The organism is Bauldia sp. (assembly GCF_965232525.1).
Taxonomy (GTDB): Bacteria; Pseudomonadota; Alphaproteobacteria; order Rhizobiales; family Kaistiaceae; genus Bauldia.
Map to the genome: position 1 here is coordinate 1,544,415 of NZ_OZ246980.1, position 15,754 is coordinate 1,560,168.

The following is a 15,754-nucleotide window of genomic DNA, read 5'->3' on the forward strand; positions in this document are numbered from 1 at the left end:
ACGGCCGGACGATCACGACCCATTGTCAGGCGGAAAGCGGTTGCTGCTTTTTCATGCAGCGCAATCCGACGGCGGTGCATCGATCCGTTTGTCCTCTCCCCAAGGCGATGACTCGACTCGCGTCGTGCCTCGTCCCATGGTCACGACCTACAATGAAAGCGCTTTCATCTAAATGAAAGCGCTTTCATTTGACCATTTAATATCTATTCTGTCAAGAAATCTCGTCAACAGGAGCTGATTCACAAGGCCATGAGGGACCCGATCAACGGAGATCGCCAGGACCTGAAGCGTGCGCCCACATTGGCCGATGTCGCGAAACGCTCAGGTGTCGCCCCGGCCACCGTATCGCGGGCTCTCAACACGCCCAGCCTCGTTCGCGAGCCGACGCGGGCCCGCATCATGGAAGCCGTAACCGCCCTTGGATACTATGCCAATCCGGCGGCGCGCGCTCTGGCGGGGAGCCCTTGGAGGACGGTCGGCGTCATCGCCCCGTCGCTTGATCACGCCATGTTCCATCATCAGCTATCGATCTTCGAACAGGAGATGGCGGCACGGGATGTTCTTCCTCTCATTTCGGCGTCGAATTACGATTCGGCGACCGAATTACGGCTCGTCGATTCCCTGTTGGCCCGGGGCGTTGACGGGGTTCTCCTGACCCATGTCGATCGGCCGGATCTGGTTTTCGATGTCTTGCAGACGCGGGGAGTTCCCGTCGTGGTGATGTCAAGCCTGCCGGACGAGCGCGCCATATGGATCGGCTATGACGAGTTAGATTCCATGAGTCCTGTGGTCGATCATCTCTATGGGCTCGGGCATCGAAGCTTTGCGATTGTCGGTGATGCGCGTGCGGCAGTCCACGGACGCGCCCGCATCGCGGCGGTTCGTAAACGACTGTCTGATCTCGCGGTTGAGCTGTCACCGAACAGGGTCATCCGGTGCGGCTTCGATCCGAAGGATGCGCGCGCGGCGCTGAGGAAACTGATGACGCTGGAGCCGAAGCCGACGGCCATTGTTTGCGGTAACGATTGGCTGGCGCTGAGCGTGCTGGCGGAAGCCGACGAGTCCGGCCTGAAAGTCCCGTATGATATCTCGGTGACCGGTTTCGACGATATCGACCTCGCCGGTCATCCCCGTCTGTCGCTCACCACCGTCAAAGTACCCTGGCGGGAACTCGGACGGGCCGCCGCCGAGACGCTCCATCGCGCTATTTTGGGGCGATCCGTGGGCAAGCAGGTGTTTCGAACATCGCTTATGGTCAGGCAGTCGACCGGCTCGCCCGATTGATCTGCCAAGAAACTTTATCTCTTCGGGGCGTAATCCGAATCCGATCACCTCATGGGCGTTTCGCTTCACCAGCGGTGCCGCCTATGCCCCCCAACGAACCGAACAGCTTGGTCAACGAAGCGCTTGCTAGCCACGACTACGACGATTCGAGCTTCGGACGATTGCCCGAGAATCCTCTCGACCCGATGGCCCAACCTTCCCGCCTTGGCATTGCGAGGATGCCGAAGGCGGCCCAATGTCAGGATGCGGCCGAAAGCCCTTGTCATTGGACCCACCCGAGTCCGCGTGACTGACGGCCAGGGCCAAGGCTTGGCCTGCGCGTCCATACGCTTCGCGATTTCACGACAAGGGAGGTCGCATTCGTGGCGCTTGTCGGCGCCAAGTCAGACATTGCGATCACTGCGACGACATAAATCGGACGGGGCCGCTGACTGGTAGGCGGTCCTGCTGTCAGTATTGCTCCGTCGGTGTCGGGTGGCCGCAATGAGGAAGCGCCGCGCCGCCGAAGAAGAGGAAGGGTTAGTCGCCAAACCGGCCAAAGGGAAGCGGGGAGCGAAACCAGCCGCCAAGAAGAAGGGAGCTGCCAGCAGTCAAAGGTCGGCATCAACACGGCCATGATCGGCGGCGCACGGGGCACCTGCTCCGCCGTTTCCAGCAACACCGCGTTGTTCGTCGTCGGCGAGTTCATCGCCCGTGGCCGGGTGCGTCAGGCCAATATCGGCATCGCCGCTCAGACCCTGCCGCTGCCCCGGAGACTAGCGGTCGCGGTTGGTGCCGGGCCGCAAGCCGTCCGGGTCGGCGAGGTGGAAGCGTCCAGCCCTGCGGCATCGGCTGGCTTACGCGTCGGCGATATCGTCGTCGCGCTCGCTGGCCTGCCGGTCGGTGGTGCCGATGATTTCATCCGATTGCTGGGTGCCGATCGGATTGGAACGGCGATATCTCTCGCCATCATCCGGAGCGGCCGACTGCAGGACGTCTCGACACGCCGCGAGAACGCCACGCGCGTGGGCGGCGCTCCGCGTAGGAGGCGACGGGTGGCTTACGCGGCGCGGGATGGGACCGTCTGCGGTGTGGCGCGGTCGGTCAGGTCGAGGAACAGTTCATCGACAAAACACCAGCCCCAGGCTTCCGGCGGACCATAGCCTGCGATGATCGGATGTCCGGTTGCATGGTCGCGCGCCGTGGCGTGACGATTCGGAAATTCGTTGCAACAGCCGGTATGACCGCACGGCTGGCAGAACCGGAGATGCCTCAGTCCCGCACCACCAGCACCGACTGGCTTGCGTGGCGGACCACCCGTGCCGCATTGGGTCCGAGCAGGTAGTCCTTCAGCTCCGGCCGATGCGAGGCCATGACGATCAGGTCACAGCCGGTCTCGTCGGCGTAGTGGATGATCTCAGTGTAAACCTTACCGTAGGCGACGATCGATTCGACCTCGACGTCGCTGCCGATTGCCTTATCGACAAAGGCGCGCAGCTCGGCGGTCGCGTCTTGCCTGGCCTTGTCCTCAAAGTCCAGGGGGAAGTAGGTGGCGACCATCACCGAGGCGATTTCCGGCACCACTGTCAGCACATGCAGCCGCGCGCCCCAGGTGCGGGCGATATTGCGGGCGACTTCGATCGCCTTGGTCTGGGTGTCTCGGTGGCTGAGGTCGATGGCTAGCAGCACGTTCTTGAACATGGCGCTCATCCTCTAGAGTGGGCCATCTCCGCCAGGCGGCATCCCGGTGGCGCGTCCGGAGGGCGAAGCGTTCCCCTCGGCACCGCTCTGGCGGTTCCGCCGCCTCCACTGGGCGAGGACGACGAGCGCGAGCAGTACCAGCGCAAACGGATAGACCAATTCCTTAGGCGGCAACCCGGTGAGCTCGACGTCGATGTCAGTGACGATATCGTCAAACGTCATGCCGGCCTTCTCGGCCGGGCCGTTGAAGGCCACCGCGTCGACGATCCACCGGCCCTCCGCGTCCTGACCGAGGGTCAGGCCGAAGGGGCCCTGAATCTGCACGCCGCCGGGTTCCGGTGTCGGCAGGGCAAACAGCTTGTAGCGTTCGCCGTAGCGCGACTCCTGCACGACATGGAAGCGGACGACCTGTCCCGGATCGGTCGTCACCTCGCCGGCCGCGAAGCGGGCAACGTCGACATCCCGATAGGGCGGATAGAGCTGATCCATGAACAGGCCTGGACGGAAAAGCGCCAGGATCACGACGATCAGGATCAGACTCTCCCACACTCTATTGCGCACCAGCATCCAGTTCTGCGTCAGCGACGAGAAAGCGAGGATCGCCAAGAGCGACATGGCGAAAATCAGAGCGCCGTGCCAGACGCTGTCAATTCCGATGAGCAGAAGTGCTGGATTGAAGATGAACACCACCGGCAGGATGGCTGTTCGGATGTCGTAGAGGAAAGCCTGGACGCCAGTGGCCAGCGGCGGTGCCTTGGAGATCGCCGAGGCCGCGTACGCAGCCAGGCACACCGGCGGGGTGGAATCGGCCAGCAACCCAAAGAAGAGGACATAGAGGTGGACCGCGATCAGCGGCAGGACCAGCCCAGCGGCGCTGCCGAGATCGATCAGAACGCCAGCCAGTAATGAAGCGACGACAAGGTAGTTGGCGGTGGTCGGCAGGCCCATGCCGAGCACGATGCACAGCACCGCGGTCAGGCCGAGCAGGATGTAAATGTTGCCGCCGGCGAGTTCCTCCATAACCCCGACCAGGGCGTTGGAAAGGCCGGTGGACGATACCGCCCCGACGATGATGCCGGCCGCGGCGACCGCGACGGCAATGCCGATCATGTTACGGGCCCCGACGATCATGCCGGCGACGCACGCGCTGAAGCCGTTGCCCAACGCGCTTAGCAGATTGGCCTCGCCATTACGCAAGGCATTGATCACCGGCCGCAAGAGGATGATGACGAACAGCGCGAGGATCGAATGGAAAACCGCCGTCTGCGGGCTCCATCGCTCCACGATCAGCAGGTAGACGAGGATCACGATCGGGATCAGGTGATGCAGGCCGCTGATGAACGTCTTGCCGAGCGGCGGAATTTCCACACGCGGCAACCCGCGCAGGTTCAGCTTCAAAGCCTCAAGGTGCGAAATGTAGATTAGCGCGATGTAGGAGATTACCGCCGGGATGAACGCTGCCTTGATGACGTCGAAGTAACTGATGCCAATGAACTCGGCGATGATGAACGCGGCTGCTCCCATGATTGGAGGCATGAGCTGGCCGTTGGTTGAGGCGGCTACCTCGATGGCGCCAGCCTTCACCGCCGGCAGTCCCGTCCGTCGCATCACCGGAATGGTGAAGGTACCGGTGGTGACCGTATTGGCGATCGACGAACCGGAGATCATGCCGGTCATGCCGGAGGCGAGGATCGCCGCCTTGGCCGGCCCGCCGCGGAACCGGCCGACGAGGGCGAAGGCGAGGTTGAGGAAATACCGGCCGGCGCCGGCAGTCTCGAGGAGTGCGCCGAAGAAAACGAACAAGAAGACGAAGCTCACCGAAACACTGAGCGGAATGCCGAAGATCGCCTCTCCGCCCAGCCACTGGTAGCCGATCAGCCGTTCCAGCGAGACACCCTTATGGGAGATGATCAGGGGCATCTCCTGCCCGAACACCGAGTAGAGCAGGAAGACAACACAGACGATCACCAGCGGGATACCGATCGCCCGCCGCGTCGCCTCAAGCAGGAGGACGATGCCGACACCGCCGATGATCGCCTCGATCGGGATTGTGAAACCGCCAACCTGCCAGGTCAGCAGCACCCCCTGGCGCTGGACGAGTCCATCGTAGCCGAAGAAGACGTAGAGCGCGCATCCAGCCCCGGCGACCGCGAGAACGACGTCGGACCACGACAGCCCTCGGTCGCGGTATCGGGGTAAAGCCGGAAAGACCAGGAATGCGAGAAACAGTCCGAAGGCAAGATGGACAGCGCGGGCCGGCACCCCGCTGATGATCCCCACGTCCAGCATGAACGGCAGCGGCGAAGCGATCCACAACTGGAACAGGGTCCACAGGATGCACGTCGCCGCGATGATCAGGCCGAGCTTTGGTCCGGCTGCTCGGAGGCCCTCAAGCCTCTCGACAACCTCTTCCGCTGCGCCGGTCTTCGATCCGGCGGTCGCGCCGCCGCCGGGATCGGGAGGACTTGTCATCGACCGCGATTCGGCTCTGCAAGAAGTCGAATGGCGAACCAGCGCCCCTAAGCCGGGGCGCTGGTCTGCAAGTCAGGAACTACATCCAGCCCTGCTCCTTGTAGTACTTCTCAGCGCCGGGATGTAGATCGGCCGAAAGGCCGTTGGTGATCATCGTCTCCGGCTCCAGATTGGCGAAGGCCGGGTGCAGCCCGCGGAAGTCATCGAGATTCTCGAAGACCGCCCGCGTCACCTCGTAGACAACATCCTCCGACACATCCTCGCTGGTCACGAAGGTCGCCAGCACACCGAAGGTGGTCACATCCTTGTCGGTGGTCGAGTAAGTGCCCGCCGGGATGGTCGTGAAGCCGTAGTAGGGGTTATCGTCGACGAGTTTCTTCGCCACTCCGTCGTCACCCAGATCGACAATGTAGGCGCCGCAGCCATCGGTCGCGACCGAAACGCCCGCGTTCGGCACACCGACGGTGTAGCCGTATGCGTCGATGTTGTCGTCACAGAGTGCGGTCGACTGCTCGGTCGACGTGAGTTCCGTGGCGACGGCGAAATCATCCGTCGTCCAGCCGTGACCCTCCATCAACTCCTCGGTTGTGCCGCGCTGGCCGGAACCGGGATTGCCGATGTTGAAGCGCTTGCCCCTGAGGTCGTCCCAGGATTGAATTCCGGAATCGGAACCGGCGATGATCTGGTAAGGCTCGGCATGCACCGAGAATACGGCTCTCAGCTTGGGACAGGGAGTCACACGGTCAGGCATGGTGCCGTTGAAGGCATTATACTGCCAGTCCGACTGAGCGACGCCGAAGTCAAGCTCGCCCCCGCAAACCTGGCCGATGTTGTACGTCGAGCCGGCGGTCGAGGGCGCCGAGCAACGGATGCCATGGTGACGTCCTTCGTCACGGCCTTCGGCGGCCTCCTTGTGGACCATTCGGCAAACCGAGTTGCCAACCACGAAGTAGACGCCGGTCGGTCCGCCGGTGCCGATCGCGATGTATTGCACATCGTCCTGCGCCACGGCCGATCCAGCCGCCATCCCAAACGCCGTTCCCAGCGCCGCCAAGACCGTTATGCTTTTTCGTTTCAACGTCATCTTCTACCTCCTCTACTGGGCCCGCTACGTCGGGCCCCCACAAAGTTCTACGACAGCGGCATCAACCGCGTCACCTACTCGTTCGACGATCGTGTCGATCTGCCCGCCGTCTACGATAAAGGGCGGCGCGATCAGGACGTGATCGCCAAGCTGCCCGTCAGCAGTGCCACTGCCGGGGTAGATACAAAGGCCGCGCGCCATCGCGGCCCCGTGAATGCGTCGTGCCAGTCCGGCGTTTGCCGGAAATGGCTCCTTGCTTGTCCTGTCGGCGACCAGCTCGATGCCGCGAAACAGCCCGCGACCGCGGATGTCGCCGACGTAGGGGTGGTTGCCGAAGCGCTTTTCAAGTCCTGCTTGCAGACGATCGCCCTGATGGGCGACGTTGTCTAGCAAATTATCGCGGCGGATCACCTGCTGCACGGCGAGCGCCGTGGCGCAGGGAATCGGGTGGCCGATATAGGTGTGGCCGTGATGGAATTGGGCGGAGCCGCTCCTCATCACGTCGTAGATCGTATCCGAGATGAGTACCGCGCCGATCGGCTGGTAACCGGCGCCGAGTCCCTTGGCGATGGTCATCAGGTCCGGGGCGATCCCTTCCTGCTCGCAGGCGTGCAGTGTGCCGGTCCGCCCCATACCGCTCATCACCTCGTCGAGGATGAGAAGGACCCCATGACGGTCGCAGATCTCGCGGATCGCCTTGAAATAGCCGGGGGTCGCGGTGACCGCGCCGGTCGTGGCGCCGACTACCGTTTCGGCGACGAAGGCGATGACCGTTTCCGGGCCGAGTTCGGCCAACTTCCGCTCCAGCGCCTCGGCGGCCCTCAAACCATACGCCGCTTCGGTCTCGTTGGGACGGCGGTGCCGATAGGCGTAGCAGGGCTCGATGTGCTGGGTGTCGAACAGGATCGGCTCGAACGCCTCGCGCCGCTTGAGGTTGCCGCCGACCGCCAGCGCGCCAAGCGTGTTGCCGTGGTAGCTCTGCAGGCGGGCGACGAAACGGGTGCGCTGCGGCTCGCCGCGCTCGACGAAATACTGCCGCGAGAGCTTCAAGGCCGCTTCCATCGCTTCCGAGCCGCCCGACACGAGATAGACCCGGCCAAGGCCTTCCGGGGCATGGGTGACCAGATCGTCGGCAAGCGCCTCGGCCGGTTCGGTTGTGAAGAAGCCGGTGTGTGCGTATTCGAGACAATCCATCTGGGTCCGCATCGCGGCGAGTATGTCGGGATGCCGGTGGCCAAGGCACGAAACCGCCGCGCCACCGGATGCATCGATGTAGTCTTTACCGTCCGCATCGCGGACAACAATGCCCTCGCCTTCGACGGCAACCGGCAGCGGCGGTCCGATGCGGCGATGGAGAATGCGGCTCATGCCGGCACCTCCATTCCATCGTCCCAGTAAACCCGATGTCGGGCGCGCGTTTCCTCACCGACCCGTTCGCGCATGGCTGCCGGTTCATTGACCCGCACGCTAAAGCCGGTGACCCGGCCGCGCATCGTCGCGGCGAAAATCTGACGCGGTTCTTCGTCGCCGGAATAGCCCAGGCGCTGCGCAAATCCGGTCACGGTCGGCGGTTCGACGCCAGCCATCCGGACTTGCTCGCGCATCGATGGAGGCGCTTCGTCGGCCGGGGGCTCCAGGACATAGGTGCCACCCCTTTGCATCCCGGCAGATAGACCACCGAACGCGCTCTTGATCCGCTTAGCCACCGTTTGCGGCATTTGGAAAACCTGGACTCAGACATGCTGCGAATGCAGCGCTTGGTTCATGTGTCGTGGACATCTATTTGAGTTTTATCGTTCTACGGCAGGAAGGCGAAGAATGCGATGAGCGCGGAGCGGCCAGTGCTTGCGGTGGCGCACGGCGCGGCAATCCTCCTATGGTATGAACGACCGCTACGTTATCTGGTCTCAATTGTCGCTCAGCATTCGCGATTGGTCGACAATCGCCGGGTCGATAATCTCCTTGGCCAGCGACAGGGCCTCGAACAGGATGCAGTTGCGCGGTTCCGACTGCCACAGCTTCGGCTTTGTCGGAACCCATGGCTCAATCGCCGGGAACTGCTTCGCCAAGGCTGCAGCTTTCTCATATTTATTGGCGAACCGCTGGATGCGCTCCATCAGGATGTCATTGAGCTAGGAGGCTGCGGCGATGCCCGCTATGGCCACCGTTGCTGCCCGAGCCTTATCACCCTTGCGGGTGTTCTTTCCGATGTCCTCGATGATGAGGTCCGAGCTTGGCGATCCACCGGTTCAACTGCGCGGCTGCAAACTTCGGCGACCTACTCGCCTTGGCCGAGAGGCCCCAATCGACAAGCTCGCCGTCGATAAAGAACACGAAACCGATCTGCTGCGAGGCCGCGGCGACCGCCATCAGCCTAAACCCCGTCATGGCGCATCTGTTCTAGTGCGTCCAATTGCTCGGCGAGTCGGTTGAGCGTGCCGGTTCGGTTTAGTCGAGCGATCCAGTTTCCGCGCGCCGGGGGCATGGTCTTCAGCCGCTGGTGCAGGTCGCGGCGGGTGTCGCTGAGCGCGCTGCCGAACAAGCTCTCGAATGAGCGGCCGTAGATGAGAGACGGCGTGTAGATTTCGCCGACGCCGAGGTCCACGTCGCCTTGTTCCAATCGTGAGATCTTGGATCGATAAACTCCTCCGAGTAAATGAGCGCAGTCTTCCTGCGTCAGACCTGACTTGCAGCGTGCCACCTTCAGGTCGAGGGAATATGGTTTGGACATGTGAATGAACAAATCTTCATCGATGGCAACGTGGCGATTGCATTGGAAGCTTCCGCCCCCACAAAGCGGCCGTGGGCGCTACTGCTTGTCGCTTACGGGCACTCACCCCGCGCCTGGCAAGAACCACAATCGCAGTTCGGGCCGCGGCAACGCGAGATCTATCGGCTGATCGAACAGCTGACCCGGTCGATTACCCGCCAAATCCTCAAGCCTCTCGTCGATTGAAATCTCGTGGCGTTCAGCCGCCCACTGATTACGTGGCGTAAACTCCCAAATCGTCTCATCGGCTTGCAGCTCCACCCGACCCGGCAGCGTCTCGCCGTCGTGGCGGACCTGGATACGGAATGCCATTGAGAGGTGATCATGAGGACTGCCGAGCGTGATGCGAAGCGGTTCCGTCGTGCCGGCCTTCGGAACGCGGACGGCCCAATTGCCTGGATCGGGGGGCTCTGCATCGCTCGGGCCGGCGACAAAGCTGTGAGAAAAGGCCGCTGCGAGGTCACAGCCCTCCGCATCCCTTGCGCGAGTATCAATCGTCAAGACGTATCGTTGACCGGCTATCAATGCGCGACCGAGCGCATCATGGGCCTCCAGTCCTGTCTTTACCCTGCCCGGATCGAACAGAAGCGTCAGTCTCGTTCGATCCGGCGACCAGAGTTCAAATCGGTTGGATAGGAACGCGTCGTTCACGAGAGAACCGTCGCTTCGGCTCAGCGTAACGCTGGGAAGGACATCTGCCCCGGACATTGGAGCGGTAAAATAGAGATAGAAGCGGATCAGGTTTTCCGGAACAACATCGCCCGAAGGATAGATCTCATCTATCTGTGTCGCTCCGAGCCCGGTGCAGGCCGCCGCCGAGTAGCCGCCCAGCCCAAGGGCGGCCACACCGGCTACAAGGATACGAAACATCCCTACCGCGCCAAATCGGGAAATCCTTCGTCGGCCTTCAGCATGTTTTGGAACATGCGGGTTTGCTCAGCGAATTGGTTGTCCGCATACGTGTAATCCGGAAAGTTGTACTCGCTGACAAACTCGCTCAAACGCAAGTAAGCACCCTTGCGGAAGGACACGAGGTCCATGGCCCCGGTGTCGAGATTGCGCCGTAGAGTGAGCAGAAATTGCGCGTCCTGATCGGCAGCTTGAAAGACACCCGAAAGCGGGATCGACGTGGTCTCCACACCTGCGGTATCGCCAAGATATTCAACAGGCTGAACGATACCGGGCGAACCCACGGCCTCTTCCAATGCCGGCAGCGTGATCAGATCGGCGTCCATTTCGCGATTGATCACAAGAACCAGCGGTTGGCCGTTTCCTTGCTGATCATAGGCCGTGAAACTCAGGACCTCGAGTGGCGTGCTGCCGTATCCAAGTTCCGCGATTGTGCGACCGGATATGTTGGCCCCGTCCTGGAGTTCAGACACCGGAATGGTGACAAGTGGCGTGCATGTATAGGCAGCCACAACGGTCGGCGTCCCGGCAACGTCGATCACGCTCATGGCGCGGATCGGCGCGCGGGTTTCGGTTTGTCCATGGGCGGCATGGTAAATCTCAATCCCTGTTGAAGCGGCACTTTCTTCGAAGGGAAACGGAACACGGCGAAGGGTCGACGCAAATTCCCCGGTCGAAAGTCCGGAGACAAACAACTCCCCATTCTCGTAATCAAGGTCGGTAAAAGTGAAGGTCGCGGCCGGAATGTCCCGCCAGAAGGTCACGGCTTCGTCCGGCGCATCGGCGATCTCAAAAGACGTCTTCGGCAGCGAGGCCAGGTCCAAGGCCGCCACCGCGCCGTCGCGGTTCACCGTCACGACGACGGACTGCCGCTCGCCATCAACGGTCAAAGAGGCGGCGATATAGGCGTCCCGGGTCACGGGATGAACTTCGAGATCGTGGTAGCTGATACCCCGTATCTCGGCGCCGAGCGCATCGGCTATCGCCGCATCGAGGTCTAGCAGATTGTATGGCAGCATGGCCTCTGGCGCGGCGCCCATATCGGGAAGCGAATAGGCATGGATCGTGCCGCCAGCAGAATCCGCGACAAAGAGCGTCTCAGCATCGGCAAACTCCAGCACCGAGGCCGAGACAGGCCCATCGGCCAAAGCCGCCTGAGCGCACATAGCTGTCGTGATGCCTGCAAGACAAGCAAGCCGTTTCATCGAAGTCATCGGGTCGTCCTCTTCTTTCGTGGTGCGTGTTGCTCAAGCCTTAGCCTTACGGCCAAAGATTTTTTGGTATTTCGATAAGAACAGATCGCGGCCCTTGATGATCCGTGTGACCCAATCTCCAAAGGTCGCAATCATGAGGAACGAACTGCCGCGCTCAGGACCAAGCGGGACCAGAATCGGCGCCTTTCCCCACGGCTTGTAGGGCTTCAGAGACTCAACGGACTGCCCTGCGGCCGCGGATTGCAGGAGCTTGGCAAGCCAAGGAACCTGGCGCGACACCCCGACAATCGTCATGTGGTCGCCATTGTCGGCGACATCCCCCGCCGCGAAGACATTGGGAAGCGAGGACGGGCGCATCCACGCGTCGGTCATGATGCGACCATCAGGAGCGTGTTTGACCCCGGGAAGCTGATCGATCGGTCCGGTACTCAGTCGCGCGCCAACCGCCGGGACGATCAGATCAGCGGTGATTTCTCTGCCGGAAGTCAGGGCGACGGAGCCGCCGCTCGGCGTGTTTCCGTCCGGCAGCGCCTTCGCGCGCGCGCCGACGATGACCTCGACCCCCATCGCCCGCAGCTTCTTGACCAGAGAGGTTCCAAGTCCCTGGGGAAGCGTCGGAAACAGCGCATCGTCGCCGGAAATCAGCGTCACTTTCTTTCCCGGCATAGCGCTCGCGATCTCACCGGCCAACTCGGTGCCGACCGCGCCAGCGCCAACAATCGCGACCGATTTCGCCGCCACCAGCGCGTCATGCCATTCCGCATTCGCTGCTCGAAGCGCGGCGATATCTCCGGTGGTCGATTTGAACGGGGCGACATTGCCGGAACCCGTCGCCAGCACGATGTAATCTGCCGCAACCCTTGTCCCGTCGGACAAGGTCACGCCGCCGCCGTCAATGCCGGTGACATGGCCTTTGACAACGCGTCCCTTGGTCAGGAGATGGTCATAAGGGATCAGCGCCCGGTCGAGCAGCGATGGGTCGACAAGCGCGCGGATCATGGCCGGCGCATGCGTGAAGGCGTCCGCCCGCTCGATAAGGCTGACTTGCATGCTGCCTTCAAGCGCCTTTGCAAGCTCGCTGCCCAAATAGCCGCCGCCAACAATTGCCACGCTTTTGTTACTGGGATCGCCTGACACCTGGCTCCCTCTCGCCGACCGCATTTCCTTCGGTTGCCTGCGACCGGCACACCGATTACGTTGACATGATCAACAAAATGCAGATCGTAGATATTGTCAACGAAAATCAAATCAATGCCCGATACCGAGATCGGACAGCTCGTCGATCGCTTCATGCGGCGCATTCATTGCGACCTCGGGCGCAGGGCGCCGTCATTCGATCCTGAGAGGGTTGGTCCGGCGGGCGGCCTGGTCCTGATGACACTCGCCGATCTGGAACCGGTGCCGATGCACGAACTGGTTCGGTCGATCGCGCGGGACAAAGCCCAAATTACTCGGCTTCTTCAGTCCCTCGGAAAGAAAGGGCTGGTTGAGAGATCCCCGTCACCAGTCGACGGACGGGTGTGCGTAATACAGCTTTCGCAAAAAGGGCACGAAACAGTGGCTCGTTTGCGGCAGGCGCTCGCTGAGACCATTGACGGATTACTGGCACCGCTGAGCGCGCAAGAGCGACAAACCCTCAAATCCTTGTTGAAAAAAGCGTTCGAAGTATAACTCTATGATTTGGTCTGACCTAATAGCATACCCAGATCTCAACTAAGATCCATCTCATCTATCGCAGGTTCAGCTTCTCATTGCGGAACACGGTCGTGCCGCGCTGATGCTTGGTTGAGGCCCAGAACCTCAGGCCGGGCCGTCCCTTTCCGACAGCACCCTCCAGTCGTGGTAGGGCGCACCATCGATCGAAATGGTCGGTGTCGATGTGCGATGGATGGGGCCAATCGGGTTCCCGCCAAACAGAAACGCGCCGGAGTATCTGAGTTCGTAGGCGTCGGTGCGCAGGATACGTTCACGCTCATCAAAGACGGGCCTCAGTCCGGCGACGCGATCGACGAGCGCGGAAAACGCGGTTTCGGTTGCGGTGCGTTCAAGGGTTGCCGACCAGGCCGTTCGCAGAGCATTCGCACGGCGAACAGCACCTGAATAGGGGCCCGAAGACTCCCGAATCAAGGGGGCCGAGCACCAGATGACGACGGTGAATTCGCCACTTCTGAACAGACGGTGTTGTCCGGCTTCTTCCACCTGATCAAATGCCTCTTCGATCGCGAAGAGCTGCGAAAACGGCACGTAGCGCGGATCATCAGGCACATCGTAGATCGCAAAGGCGCGATTGCGATGGTGTGCGATACGCGGCAGCCAATGATTGCCCGCCAGCTTGGAGGGGCGCCGCTCCGACCACGGCTTTCGGTCTCCAGGGTGGTTGATCCAAAGCCGCGCCAAGGGATGGCCGGCCAACTGAATGTCCAGCACGTGCTGCTGCGATCCCCGCTCGCCGGTCATGTGGTCACAAACCGTCGACAATTGCGCCCCATCCGACTTCCAGAGCGAGAGTTTCCCGTGCGCGCCCGCGCCCTGGGTATAGTGCGCTTCGACGGTTGCGTGCCGGTCCGGCGAGGCCAGCTTTCCGGCAACTTCTGGGGGTGTATAGTCCGATAGACACAAGGTCAGGGCGGCACGCCCATAGGCCGGGAACCAGGTGCCGCCGAAGGCGACCGCCGCCACCGCGCCCAACTCGTTGACCGGCCCGGACAGCAGCTCCTTTTCATAGCAACGCCCCTGCGCGCCCGCCGGTGTTCCGCCCGTCATGTGCAGGCCGGTCATCACGAAGATCCGGTCCAGAACGTCGGTCGCTTTTTGCCGCAGGGCCGGATCGTCTGTCATGTCCCGCAGCGACAGTAGTGCAAAGATGTCGATCGGGTAGTAGGCGGCCGAGTTCCACTCGCACAACCCGTCGCGTTCTATGGCTTCGAACCAGCGATGAAGGCGACGGCGCGCATCGGCTGCGTGCTCCGCTCCTGTTTTCGAGGCGTTGGGAAACTTACGATCGGCGAACAGGCCGCCTGCGACCAGCTGTGCCGTATGGAAACACAAGACATGGTTTTCCGACCAGAACCACATGGCATCGTTGCCGGGCTCCGCCATCCAGTAGCGGTATCCAAGTATGGCGGCTTCCAGCCGGTCGCGCAGGGCGCGGGACAGCATTGCGCGGTGGTCGCGCCAGATGCGCAGCATGGGCAGCATCGTGAAGTCGGAACAGTCGCGTCGTTCCTCGATGCCGGTGAGGGCGTCATGAAGAATGCGCTCGGTCTTGGGCGTCAGCCGGCCGGCCGCAAGGTGGACGAGCGCTACGGTCGCCTCGCATCCCGTATCTTCGACGGCGATCTTCAGGATCTCCGCCTTCCGCTCCGCAATGGTTCTGCCCCTGACCGGCACGCCGCGCGCCAGGATGGTCGTGCCGATCTTGCGGGAGATGGTGATGCCGTCGCACTGTGTGCGCACCAGGATCTGGGTGCACCCGGTCGGCAGCGGGGTGATTTCCGGGAGGGAGACGGTGGTCTGCCCGGCCTTGAGTGTGATGCTGAACGGCGGATGATCCAGGCATTCATGGGCGTCGGCCCGGGAGAATTGCTGGATATCCAAAACCTCCAACGTCAGGTCATGGTCAAACCGTGCCTCCGTGCGCAGCCGCAACGGTCCCGATTCGTAGAACACGCGGTCGGACTCCAGCGCGTCCATCGTATCGGCAACGCGGCGCAGTTTGTCCGGGTCCGGCGCATCAATGGTCGCCGCGACGCCAACGCCGCCAAGATAGGTGACGGAGAAGTAGTTCGTCGTATTCCGCTCGTGCAGATCTTCCAGCTCTATCGTCAGATCGGTGGGATGCGCCGGCAGGTCGAGCACGATCTCCCGGTCTGTCTCGCGATTCTGCGTGAATGGGGCGAAGTGTTCCACAAGGGCTTCGCCCAGCCAGATCCTTAGGCTGCCACAGGTGGCGATGCGAAAGCGGGCGCGGCCTGACTCGACCGCGGCCAGCCGGCATTTGAGGGTGCGGGTGATGAGCGTCGGCACAAAGGCAAACAGCGAAAAGTCGACGTTCGGTGACCAGCTCCCGACGTAAAGATTGGCAAAGGGTCCGATCGGAAGCGTGGGGTCGGTGGGCGCCGGGCGTCGTTCGAGGGCCTCACGCGCCGGAGACTGGCCCGGGCGGGCACCGACCAGGCCGAACTCGTAGGTTACGTTGTCCGGGTTTGGGCGGGGTTCGCCGGGAAATTGGACCTCGGTCGCCTCGCTGTGGAGCCACCGGGTGATGGCCTGCCCCGGCGCAAGCGGCTCCGGAACATTGGGATCGAAGGGTTTGCTCACTTATCGACCTGGTGCGGGTGT

General features: G+C 62.1%; 14 protein-coding genes and 2 pseudogenes. 3 read left to right on the top strand and 13 right to left on the bottom strand.

Features of this window, described 5'->3' with window-relative positions:
• Window positions 1–249: 249 nt before the first annotated feature.
• Both ACO076_RS07450 and ACO076_RS07455 read left to right on the top strand, forming a co-directional pair.
• A complete protein-coding gene (locus tag ACO076_RS07450) occupies window positions 250–1,284 on the top strand; it encodes a LacI family DNA-binding transcriptional regulator (RefSeq protein WP_421726092.1) in 1,035 nt (344 codons plus the stop codon).
• 614 nt (window positions 1,285–1,898) lie between these two features.
• Window positions 1,899–2,255 (top strand): annotated as a pseudogene (locus ACO076_RS07455) (S1C family serine protease); the annotation flags it as partial.
• A gap of 75 nt (window positions 2,256–2,330) precedes the next feature.
• Here the strand turns inward: ACO076_RS07455 and ACO076_RS07460 are convergent.
• The 12 genes and pseudogenes from ACO076_RS07460 to ACO076_RS07515 form a co-directional block, all read right to left on the bottom strand.
• A pseudogene (locus ACO076_RS07460) lies at window positions 2,331–2,533 on the bottom strand (UBP-type zinc finger domain-containing protein); the annotation flags it as partial.
• A gap of 2 nt (window positions 2,534–2,535) precedes the next feature.
• Complete coding sequence (locus tag ACO076_RS07465; protein ID WP_421726093.1) at window positions 2,536–2,964, bottom strand: universal stress protein; 429 nt, start codon at window positions 2,962–2,964, stop codon at window positions 2,536–2,538.
• Between the two features lie 12 nt (window positions 2,965–2,976).
• Complete coding sequence (locus ACO076_RS07470) at window positions 2,977–5,436, bottom strand: TRAP transporter permease (protein WP_421726094.1); 2,460 nt, start codon at window positions 5,434–5,436, stop codon at window positions 2,977–2,979.
• 79 nt (window positions 5,437–5,515) lie between these two features.
• Complete coding sequence (locus tag ACO076_RS07475) at window positions 5,516–6,514, bottom strand: TAXI family TRAP transporter solute-binding subunit (protein WP_421726690.1); 999 nt, start codon at window positions 6,512–6,514, stop codon at window positions 5,516–5,518.
• Between the two features lie 30 nt (window positions 6,515–6,544).
• Window positions 6,545–7,888: an aspartate aminotransferase family protein gene (locus tag ACO076_RS07480; protein ID WP_421726095.1), complete on the bottom strand. Its 1,344-nt coding sequence runs from the start codon at window positions 7,886–7,888 to the stop codon at window positions 6,545–6,547.
• Complete coding sequence (locus tag ACO076_RS07485; protein WP_421726096.1) at window positions 7,885–8,238, bottom strand: hypothetical protein; 354 nt, start codon at window positions 8,236–8,238, stop codon at window positions 7,885–7,887. The genes ACO076_RS07480 and ACO076_RS07485 overlap by 4 nt, the downstream gene beginning before the upstream one ends.
• Before the next feature lie 189 nt (window positions 8,239–8,427).
• Window positions 8,428–8,637: a hypothetical protein gene (locus tag ACO076_RS07490; RefSeq protein WP_421726097.1), complete on the bottom strand. Its 210-nt coding sequence runs from the start codon at window positions 8,635–8,637 to the stop codon at window positions 8,428–8,430.
• Between the two features lie 67 nt (window positions 8,638–8,704).
• Window positions 8,705–8,890 carry a hypothetical protein gene (locus ACO076_RS07495; protein ID WP_421726098.1) on the bottom strand — a complete coding sequence of 62 codons (186 nt, stop codon included), beginning with the start codon at window positions 8,888–8,890 and terminating at the stop codon, window positions 8,705–8,707.
• 4 nt (window positions 8,891–8,894) lie between these two features.
• Entirely contained in the window at window positions 8,895–9,125 is a 231-nt protein-coding gene (locus ACO076_RS07500; protein ID WP_421726099.1) for a hypothetical protein, read from the bottom strand.
• A gap of 228 nt (window positions 9,126–9,353) precedes the next feature.
• Window positions 9,354–10,160 carry a hypothetical protein gene (locus tag ACO076_RS07505; RefSeq protein ID WP_421726100.1) on the bottom strand — a complete coding sequence of 269 codons (807 nt, stop codon included), beginning with the start codon at window positions 10,158–10,160 and terminating at the stop codon, window positions 9,354–9,356.
• Between the two features lie 2 nt (window positions 10,161–10,162).
• Window positions 10,163–11,413, bottom strand: coding sequence for a hypothetical protein (locus ACO076_RS07510; protein WP_421726101.1), 1,251 nt, complete (start codon window positions 11,411–11,413; stop codon window positions 10,163–10,165).
• Between the two features lie 33 nt (window positions 11,414–11,446).
• Complete coding sequence (locus ACO076_RS07515; protein ID WP_421726102.1) at window positions 11,447–12,574, bottom strand: NAD(P)/FAD-dependent oxidoreductase; 1,128 nt, start codon at window positions 12,572–12,574, stop codon at window positions 11,447–11,449.
• A gap of 90 nt (window positions 12,575–12,664) precedes the next feature.
• Here ACO076_RS07515 and ACO076_RS07520 point away from each other — a divergent pair, with 90 nt between their 5' ends.
• Window positions 12,665–13,084 carry a MarR family winged helix-turn-helix transcriptional regulator gene (locus ACO076_RS07520; protein WP_421726103.1) on the top strand — a complete coding sequence of 140 codons (420 nt, stop codon included), beginning with the start codon at window positions 12,665–12,667 and terminating at the stop codon, window positions 13,082–13,084.
• Window positions 13,085–13,213: 129 nt separating this feature from the next.
• Here ACO076_RS07520 and ACO076_RS07525 read toward each other — a convergent pair whose 3' ends face one another.
• Window positions 13,214–15,733 carry a hypothetical protein gene (locus tag ACO076_RS07525; RefSeq protein ID WP_421726104.1) on the bottom strand — a complete coding sequence of 840 codons (2,520 nt, stop codon included), beginning with the start codon at window positions 15,731–15,733 and terminating at the stop codon, window positions 13,214–13,216.
• Window positions 15,734–15,754: the final 21 nt, after the last annotated feature.